At 73.0% G+C, this 10,279-nt stretch carries 2 protein-coding genes; both read left to right on the plus strand.

The annotated features are described in order from the left end of the window. Positions 1-9: 9 nt before the first annotated feature. Positions 10-9,141 carry a type I polyketide synthase gene (locus ABD256_RS12720; RefSeq protein ID WP_344417129.1) on the plus strand — a complete coding sequence of 3,044 codons (9,132 nt, stop codon included), beginning with the start codon at positions 10-12 and terminating at the stop codon, positions 9,139-9,141. A 3-nt stretch (positions 9,142-9,144) separates the two neighbouring features. After that, on the plus strand, positions 9,145-10,279 hold a 1,135-nt coding region (locus ABD256_RS12725), incomplete at its 3' end, for a beta-ketoacyl synthase N-terminal-like domain-containing protein (protein ID WP_425546440.1).

Below are 10,279 nucleotides of genomic sequence, written 5' to 3' on the forward strand. Positions count from 1 at the left end.
GAATGCGCTGTGTCGTCTGAGGAGCAGAAGCTTCGCGACTACCTGACCAGGGTGGTCACCGAGCTGCGGCAGACCCGGCAGCGGCTGCACGAGGCCGAGTCCTCGGCCGCCGAACCGATCGCCGTGACCGGGATGGCCTGCCGGTTTCCCGGCGGGGTGCGCACCCCCGACGAGCTGTGGGAGCTCCTCACCGGCGAAGCCGACGTGGTGACCTCCTTCCCGGCCGACCGGGGCTGGGACCTGGCGACCCTGTTCCACACCGAGCCGGGGCACCCCGGCACCAGTTATGCCCGCGAGGGCGCGTTCGTCGACGGGATCTCCGAGTTCGACGCCGAGTTCTTCGGCATCTCCCCGCGCGAAGCCACCGCGATGGACCCCCAGCAGCGGATGCTGCTCGAAGTCGCCTGGGAGGCGGTCGAACGGGGCGGTATCGACCCCCGTGCCCTCCGCGGGAGCGCGACCGGTGTGTTCGCCGGGGTCAGCGGCGGGGAATACGGCGCCGTGCAGGCGCGCACGGACGAGGACCTCGGCGGCTACCTCGGCGTGGGCAGGGCGGCCAGTGTCGCATCCGGCCGCCTTTCCTACTGCCTCGGGCTGGAAGGCCCCTCGCTCACCGTGGACACCGCCTGTTCGGCGTCGCTGGTCGCGCTCCACCTGGCGTGCCAGGCACTCCGGCTCGGCGAGTGCTCGCTGGCGCTGGCGGGTGGCGCCACCCTGCTGTCCACTCCCGAGGTCTTCGTCGAGTTCTCCCGGCAGCGCGCGTTGGCGCCCGACGGCCGTTGCAAGCCGTTCGCGGCGGACGCCGACGGGACGGGGTGGGGCGAGGGCGTCGGTGTCCTCACCCTCGAACGCCTGTCGGACGCGCAGCGCAACGGGCACCCGGTGCTCGCGGTGATCCGCGGTTCGGCGGTGAACTCCGACGGGGCCAGCAACGGGCTGACCGCGCCGAGCGGCCCGTCCCAGCGCAAGGTCGTGCTCGGCGCGCTCGCCGCCAGTGGACTGTCCACATCGGACGTGGACGTGGTGGAGGCACACGGCACGGGCACCGTGCTCGGCGACTCGATCGAGGCGGGCTCCCTGCTGGCGACCTACGGCCGAGGGCGGGAGCCGGGCAAGCCGGTGCTGCTCGGCGCGGTCAAGTCGAACCTCGGGCACACCCAGGCCGCGGCCGGGGTGGCCGGGGTGATGAAGATCGTGCTGGCGATGCGGCACGGCGTGCTGCCGAAGACCCTGCACACCTCGGCGTTGTTGCCGGGGGTGGAGTGGGAAACCGGTGGCGTCGCGCTGGTCCAGGAGGCGACGGCGTGGCCCGATCGCGGACAGCCCCGTCGCGCGGGCGTCTCGTCGTTCGGGATGAGCGGGACCAACGCGCACGTGATCCTCGAACAGGCGCCCGCGCCGGAGGCCGGGCTGCCTGCCGAACCGCACGGCGCGATCCCGTGGGTCGTCTCGGGGCACAGCCGGAGCGCACTGGTGCAGCAGGCGGCCCGGCTGGCCGCGCACGCCCGCGCGAACCCGGACCTCACCCCGGCCTCGATCGGCCGTGCGCTGGCCACGACGCGGACGTCGTTCGCCCGCCGGCTGGTCGTGGTGGGTGATGACCGCGGGCAACTGCTCGACGGGCTGGACACCGCGGCCGCGGGGGAACCGAGCCCGTACATCGTCGAAGGGACCGCGAGGACGCTGGGCCGGATCGCGCTGGTGTTCCCCGGGGCGGGCGGGCAGTGGCGGGGCATGGGCGCCGGGTTGCTCGAGTCCTCGCCGGTCTTCCGGTCGACGGTGGAATCCTGCGCCGAGGCGTTCGCACCGCACCTGGACTGGTCACTGGTGCCGGTGCTGCGCGGGGACGCCGGCGCGGCGCCTCTGGAGCGCGTGGACGTGATCCAGCCCGCGCTGTTCGCGATGATGGTGTCGCTTGCCGAGGTGTGGCGCGCCCACGGTGTGGTTCCCTCCGCCGTACTGGGTCATTCGCAGGGCGAGATCGCCGCCGCGTGCGTGGCGGGCGCGCTGTCGCTGCCGGATGCCGCCCGCGTGGTCGCGCTGCGGAGCCGGGTACTGGCCGCGCGGCTTTCCGGCCGGGGCGCGATGATCTCGGTGCCGCTGCCGGAGGACGACGTCCGCGCGCGGATGGCGCGGTGGGGCGACCGGCTGGCGGTTGCGGCGTTGAACGGCCCGGCCGCGGTGGCGGTCGCGGGTGATCCCGAGGCCGTTGCCGAGTTCACCGGGGCCGCCGAGGCGGACGGGATCAAGATCGGCCGGATCCGCTCGGGTTTCGCCTCGCACTCACCGCAGGTGGAGTCCATCCGGGATGAGCTTCTGTCCATTATGGACGGTATCGTGCCGAGGACGGCGGAGACGGTGTTCTGCTCGACCGTGACCGGGGAGCCGATCGACACCCGGTCGCTGACCCCGGAGTACTGGTACCGCAACCTGCGGCAGACCGTCCGGTTCGACCACGCCGTCCGGACCCTGCTCGACCAGGGCTTCGACACCTTCATCGAACCGAGCGTGCATCCCCACCTCACGGTGCTCGTCGACCGGATCGCCGAGCACCACGGCAGTTCCCCGGTTTCGGCAGGCACGCTCCGGCGGAACGAGGGCGGCCGTACCCGCCTGCTCAAGTCTCTCGCCGAGGCGCACGTTCGCGGGGTCGGAGTGGACTGGTCCGCGGCACTGCCCGCGACCGGCCACGCGGATCTCCCCACCTACGCGTTCCAGCGCGAGCGGTTCTGGCCGAAGCCCGCGCCCGAGCGGCCGGGCCCGGCCGTGCCCGACGACGGGTTCTGGTCCGCCGTCGAACGGGGCGACCTCCCGGCCGTGGTGGGCGTCGAAGCGGGCACCCCGCTGCGCGAAGCCCTGCCCGCGCTGGCCGCGTGGCGCCGGCGGTCCGAGGACTCGGCCGCCGCGGACGGCCTGCGCTACCGCGTCGGCTGGCAGGCGATCCCCGATGGCCCGTCGTCACCGGCGCCCGGCCGGTGGCTTGTGCTGGTTCCCGCCGGTCTCGCCGAGGATTCCCGCACCACCGCCTGCCTGCGCGCACTCGAAGGGCGCGACGCCGTCTTGCTCGAAGTGTCCGAAGAGGACACCGACCGAACCGTGCTGGCGGCACGGCTGGCCGGTGCCGGTGCGGAACCCGCGGGCGTGCTCTCCCTGTGGGCGCTGGCCGAACACGCGCACAGCCGGTACCCCGCGATGAGCGTCGGTACCGCGGGCGCGGTGTGCCTCGTGCAGGCCACGGCCGATCTCGGCTGGACGGCGAAGGTGTGGCTGGCGACGAGCGGCGCGGTGGCCGCCACGCCCGCCGATCCGCCGCCGCGGCCGGACCAGGCACCGGTGTGGGGCGTCGGCCAGGTGGCCGCACTCGAACACCCCGGCCGGTGGGGCGGGCTCGTCGACCTGCCCGGCGCGTTCGGCGAACGCGCGGTCGCGAGGCTCGGCGCGGTCCTCACCGGCGGTTCCCGCGAGGACCAGGTGGCGATACGCCAGGGTGCGTCACTTGCGCGACGGCTCGAAACCGCCTCGGCCGACGCCGCCGCGGAGACGTGGACTCCGCGCGGAACGGTGCTCGTCACCGGCGCGACCGGCAAGATCGGCCCGTTCGTCACCCGCTGGCTCGCCGAACACGGCGCGGACCACCTCGTGCTCGTGTCCCGTCGCGGGGGTGGCGCGGAGCTGGCGGGCGAACTCCGCGCGCTCGGCGCGAGGGTGACCGTCGCCGCCTGCGACATCGGTGACCGCGCGGCGGTGCGTGCGCTGCTCGACGGGCTCGCTGCCGAAGGAACCCCGGTCCGCGCGGTGGTGCACCAGGCACTGGCCGCCGAGCTGACCCCGCTCCGCGAGGTGGACCTCGCCGAGTTCGCGGACGGTCTCGCCCCCAAGGTGCTCGGCGCGCGGCACCTCGACGAGTTGCTTCCGGACGACCTGGACGCGTTCGTGCTGTTCTCCTCGGTGGCCGGGATCTGGGGCAGCGCGGACCACGGTGCGTACTGCGCGGCGAACGCGTACCTGGACGCGTTCGCCGCGCGGCGCCGGGCACGTGGGGCGAAGGCGCTCTCGATCGGATGGGGCCTCTGGGACCTGCCGGAGCTCACCGACGGGACCACGGAGGACCTCACCGCTCTGGTCCGCCGTCGCGGGCTGGAGTTCCTCGACCCGGGAATCGCGCTGGCCGGGCTCGGGAACGCGCTCGCCCGCGACGAGACCACGACCGTGCTCGCGCGCGTCGACTGGCCCCGGTTCCTCCCGGTGTTCGAGTCCGCGCGGCCGAGTCCGTTGTTCGACAACCTGCGCGCGGCGCCCGGTGACGGGCGCCCGCGTGAGATGGCGGGCTCCGAGTTCGCCCGCGACCTCGCCTCGCTGAACGTCCGCGAGCGGGATCGCGTGCTGCTCGACCTGGTCCGGGCCAGGGCCGCCGTGGTGCTCGGGCACGGTTCGGCCACCGCGGTGCGTCCCGGCCAGGCGTTCGGCGAGCTCGGATTCGACTCGCTGACCTCGGTCGAACTGCGGGACCAGCTCTCCGGTGTCCTCGGCCTCCGGTTGCCCGCCACCTTGCTGTTCGACCATCCGACGCCGTCGGCGGTGGCCGCGCACCTCGCCACGGAGCTGTTCGGCGACGACGCGCCCACCGGGGAACACGGCCGAGAGACGTCCGCGGGCCTGGAACCCCTCGCCATCGTGTCGATGGACTGCCGGCTCCCCGGCGGGGCTTCGTCGCCGGAGCTGCTGTGGGACATCCTCGACAACGGACGTGACGTGATTTCCCCGTTCCCCGTCGATCGCGGCTGGGACCCCGGCCTCTACCACCCGGAACCCGGTCGCGCCGGGCACAGCTACACCCGCGAGGGCGGGTTCGTCCTCGACGCCGCCGAGTTCGACGCCGATTTCTTCGGCATCTCCCCGCGTGAAGCGCTCGCGACAGACCCCCAGCAACGGCTGCTGCTGGAGACGGCGTGGCGAGCCGTGGAGCGCGCCGGTATCGACCCGGATCGGCTGCGGGGCAGCAGGTCCGGGGTCTTCGTCGGGGTGAGTTCCAACGGCTACGGTGGCGGGCTGGTGAGCAGCACCCCCGAGCAGGACCGGTACCTGCTCACCGGGTCCACCGCCGCCGCGGTGTCCGGGAGGCTGGCGTACGCCTTCGGGCTCGAAGGGCCGACGATGAGCGTCGACACCGCGTGCTCGTCGTCGCTGGTCGCCCTGCACCTCGCGGCACAGGCGCTGCGCGCCGGCGAATGCGATCTCGCCCTCGTCGGCGGTGTCGCGGTGATCGCGACCCCGGTGGTGTTCACCGAGTTCAGCCGCCAGCGCGGGCTGGCGGCGGACGGGCGGTGCAAGGCGTTCGCGGACGACGCCGACGGTGTGGGCCTCGCCGAAGGCGCGGGTGTGCTCGTGGTGGAACGCCTTTCCGACGCCCGGCGCAACGGCCACCCCGTACTGGCTCTGCTGCGCGGCTCGGCCACCAACTCGGACGGCGCGTCCAACGGCTTCACCGCACCGAACGGCTCCGCGCAGCGCCGGGTGATCGAGCGGGCGCTGATGGACAGCGGTGTCGCCAGCTCCGATGTGGACGTCGTCGAAGCGCACGGCACCGGGACGAGCCTCGGCGACCCGATCGAAGCACGAGCGCTGATCGCGACCTACGGCCGGGACCGCGGCCGTCCACTGTGGATGGGATCGCTGAAGTCGAACATCGGGCACGTGCAGGCGGCGGCCGGGGTGGCCGGGGTGATCAAGATGGTGCTGGCGCTGCGGCACGAGCGGCTGCCCCGCACCCTTCACGTGCACGGTCCGTCCGCGGAGGTCGACTGGGCCGAGGGTGACGTGGAACTGCTGACCGAAGCCAGGGACTGGGCCGCCGCGGATCGGCCGCGGCGGGCGGCGGTGTCGTCGTTCGGTCTCAGCGGCACCAACGCGCACGCGGTGCTGGAAGAGGCTCCGGCCGAAGCCGCGGACGAGCGTGCCGAAGGGCGCGAACCCGTGGTGGTGCCGTGGCTGTTGTCCGCGAAGGACGAGCACGCACTGCGCGCGAAGGCCGCCGAGTTGCTGTCCGAAATGGACCGTAACACGGATTCCACAGTGGACCTGGCGTTCTCGCTGGCGACGACGCGCACCCAGTTCGACCACCGCGCCGCGGTGGTCGGGTCCACTCCGGACGAACTGGCCGCAGGGCTTCGCGCACTCGCGGCCGGCACCGACGCCGCGTCGCTGACCAGTGGGGTTGTCGCTGAAAACGGTGGGATCGGCTTGCTGTTCCCCGGCCAGGGCGCGCAGCGGCTCGGCATGGGCCGCGTGCTGCACAGCGCGTTCCCAGGGTTCGCCGACGCCTTCGACGAACTCTGCGCGGAACTGGATCGTCACGTCGACCTGCCGGTGCGGGAAGTGCTGTGGGGCGAAGACGCGACGCTGGTCGACGACACGGCGATCGCGCAACCGGCGCTGTTCGCGGTCGAGGTGGCCTTGGCGCGGCTTCTGCTGTCCTGGGGCCTGGTACCGGACGTCCTCATCGGACATTCGATCGGGGAGCTGGCGGCCGCGCACGTCGCCGGGGTGTTCGGGATCGAGGACGCGGCGCGGCTGGTGGCGGCCAGGGGCAGGCTGATGGCCGCCCTGCCCGCCGGTGGCGCGATGAGCTCGGTCCGGGCCACCGAGGACGAGGTCCGCCCGATGCTCGGCGGCCGGGTATGGCTGGCGGCGGTCAACGCGCCGGACTCGGTGGTGTTTTCCGGTGAAGCGGAAGCCGTCGAGCGGGTCGCGCACCAGTGGTCGGAGCGGGGCCGCGCGACCAAGCGCCTGCGGGTCAGCCACGCGTTCCATTCGGGCCTGATGACCCCCGTGCTGGCGGAGTTCCGGGCCGTCGCCGCGGAGATCGGTTACGCGCCACCCCGCATCCCGGTGATTTCCACGGTGACCGGGCAGCGGGCGGACGAGCTGACGTCGCCGGAGTACTGGGTCCGGCAGGTGATGGCGACCGTGCGCTTCGCCGACGCGGTGACGGCCGCGCGCGAACTCGGCGTGACCACGTTCCTGGAGACGGGGCCCGGCGGTGCGCTGAGCGCGTCGGCAGGCGAGACGGCTGGTGCGGAGGTCGCGGCGGTGCCCGCCCTGCGCCGCGATGAGGACGAGGAACGGTCGCTGGTGACCGCGCTCGCCGCCTTGCACACCCGCGGGGTGCCGATCGACTGGACCCGGTGGTACGCCACGTCCGGCGCCCGTCGCGTCGATCTGCCGGTGTATCCGTTCCAGCGCAGGCGGTACTGGCTGGACCCCGAACCGTCGGTCACGGCCGTCTCCTCCGGTGCGGAGTCCTTGGCCTACCGGCTGGCGTGGCAGCCCGTGCCGGATGCTTCCCTTGGCGCTCCGGGAAAGTGGCTCGTGTGGTCAGCGGCAGGCCCGGACGCGACCGCGTGCGTCGCCGCGATGGAACGCGCGGGCCATACGGCGCGGCTGGTGAGTGACTCCGCTGTCCACTCCTGGGACGAGGACGTCCGAGGAGTGCTTTTCCTGGCCTGCGCGGAAGTCGGCCCGCATCCGTCCGATTCCCTCGCACGGCTGGCGAAGCTGGTGTCCGAACTGGACGCCGCCGCGGTGCGCGCGCCGGTGTGGTGCGTCACCAGGGCCGGGGTTGCGGTGCGGCCGGGCGATCCCGCCGATCCGGACCAGGCCCTGTTCTGGGGCTTCGGCCGAGCGGTGGCGAAGGAACTCCCCGGGGTGTGGGCCGGGCTGGCGGATCTGCCGGCCGTCGCGGACGAGCGGACCTGGGACGGGCTCGTGACCTCGGTGACGGCGCTCGGCACGGAGGACCAGCTCGCCGTTCGGCACGCGGGCACCTTCGCCGCCAGGCTGGTGCGCGCCACCGGGCAACGCGAGCCCGGTGCCTGGCGGACCTCGGGCACCGCGCTGGTCACCGGTGGCACCGGGGCCGCCGGGGCGCATACGGCACGGTGGCTCGCCGCCGCGGGTGCCGAACAGCTGGTACTGCTGAGCCGACGTGGCGCCGCGGCCGAAGGCGCCGACGAACTCGTCGCGGACCTGACCGCGCTCGGTACCAAGGTCGTGATCGAGTCCTGTGACATCGCGGACCGCGAAGCGCTCCGGGACGTGCTCGACCGCGTCACCGCCGACATTCCACTGAGGACGGTCGTGCACACCGCGGGCGTACTCGCGGACGGCACACTGAACTCGCTCACACCGGACCGGTTCTCCGCCGTACTGCGCGCGAAAGTGCTGGGTGCGAGGAACCTGGACGAACTCACCCGTGGCCGCGAGCTGGACGCGTTCGTGCTCTACTCCTCGGTCGCGGGCACGTTCGGGAGTCCGGGCCAGAGCAACTACGCGGCCGCGAACGCGGCACTGGACGCGCTCGCGCACCGGCGGACGGCCGAAGGACTCGCCGCGACCTCGGTCGCCTGGGGCGTCTGGGCAGGCGGCGGTATGGCGGACGCGCGGGTGACGGGTAGCGCGGGGCGCAAGGGTTTGACGCCGATGGCACCAGCGCTCGTGCTGTCGGCGCTCGAAAAGGCATTGGTGCGCGGCGAAACCACACCGGTCGTGGCGGACGTGGACTGGCCGCTGCTGATGGGGGAGCTGGCCGCGGTGCGCGGGACCGCGATGTTCGACCTGATCCGCGAAGCCACCGTCGAGCGGCGGCCGGAACAGGAGAAGACACTGCGGCACCGGCTCGCCGAGTGCGCGCCGTCCGAACGGCAGCAGGCGGCGCTCGACCTGGTGTGCGCCGAGGCGGCGGCCGTTCTCGGCCACCCGCCCACCGACCGGATCGACACCGCGCGCGGCTTCCTCGAGATGGGTTTCGACTCCCTGACCGCGGTCGAGCTGCGGAACCGGCTCAGCACGGCCACCGGTACCGAACTGCCGACCACGGTCGCCTTCTACCACTCGACGCCGGTCGCGCTCGCCCGCCACCTCGTCGACGAACTGGGGGAGAAGGACGCCGTCGCCGGGCTCGCCGAGCTGGACCGCCTGGAGGAAGTGCTCCCGGCACTGGCCACGGCGCAGCGCGAGGCGATCGTCGCGAAGCTGGACGTTCTCGCCGGTGCCTGGCGGACGTCGAAACCGGCCGACGACCACGTGTCCGTGTCCGATGAGGAGCTCTTCGACCTCATCGACGACGAGTTCGGTGCGCACTGACCCATGACCGCGAAACCCCAGCCCGGCCCGGCCGGACAACGAGGTGAAACCCGCATGGCGGAAGACAAGCGGCTCCGGGAGTACCTCAACCGGATGGTCGGTGACCTTCGCCGTGCCCGTGAACGGGTGCGGGAGCTGGAGGCGGCAGCCGCCGAGCCGATCGCGATCATCGGCATGGGCTGCCGGTTCCCTGGTGGCGTCCAGACCCCGGAAGATTTGTGGGGCCTTCTGGAATCCGGTGCGGACGCGATCTCCGAGCCGCCTGCCGACCGCGGCTGGCAGCTCCGCGAGCCGGTGCTCGGCGCCTTCCTGCACGACGCCGGCGGGTTCGACGCGGAGTTCTTCGGGATCAGCCCGCGCGAGGCGGTCGCGATGGACCCGCAGCAGCGGATCCTGCTCGAAGTCACCTGGGAGGCGTTCGAGCGGGCGGGAATCGAACCGCGGTCCGCGAGGGGAAGCCGGACGGGGGTGTTCGCCGGGACCAACGGCCAGGACTACGGCATGACCGTGCTCGCGTCCGTCGAAGCCGAGGGCGGCATGGCCATGACCGGGAACGCGGCCGCGGTGCTATCCGGGCGGGTGGCTTACGCGTTCGGGTTCGAGGGGCCCGCGGTGACGGTGGATACCGCGTGTTCGTCGTCGTTGGTCGCGCTGCACTGGGCGATGCGGGCCCTGCGCACCGGGGAGTGCTCGCTCGCGATCGCGGGGGGCTCCTCGGTGATGGCGACGCCCACCTCGTTCCAGGAGTTTTCGCGGCAGGGCGGGTTGTCGGCGGATGGCCGGTGCCGCGCGTTCGACGCGGGGGCCGACGGCACCGGGTGGGGCGAGGGCGTCGGCGTCGTCCTGGTGGAGCGGTTGTCCGATGCGGTGGCGAACGGGCACCCGGTGCTGGCTGTGGTGCGGGGTTCGGCGGTCAACTCCGACGGCGCGAGCAGTGGGTTGACCGCGCCCAGCGGTCTTGCGCAGGAACGGGTGATCCGTCAAGCGCTGGCGACTGCGGGCCTTGGTGTGTCCGATGTGGACGCTGTCGAGGCGCATGGCACGGGGACGGTGTTGGGGGATCCGATCGAGGCGCAGGCGTTGCTGGCGACCTATGGACAGGGTCGGGTGGAGCCGTTGTGGTTGGGGTCGGTGAAGT

This window comes from Amycolatopsis minnesotensis (assembly GCF_039529815.1).
Classification (GTDB): Bacteria; Actinomycetota; Actinomycetes; order Mycobacteriales; family Pseudonocardiaceae; genus Amycolatopsis; species Amycolatopsis minnesotensis.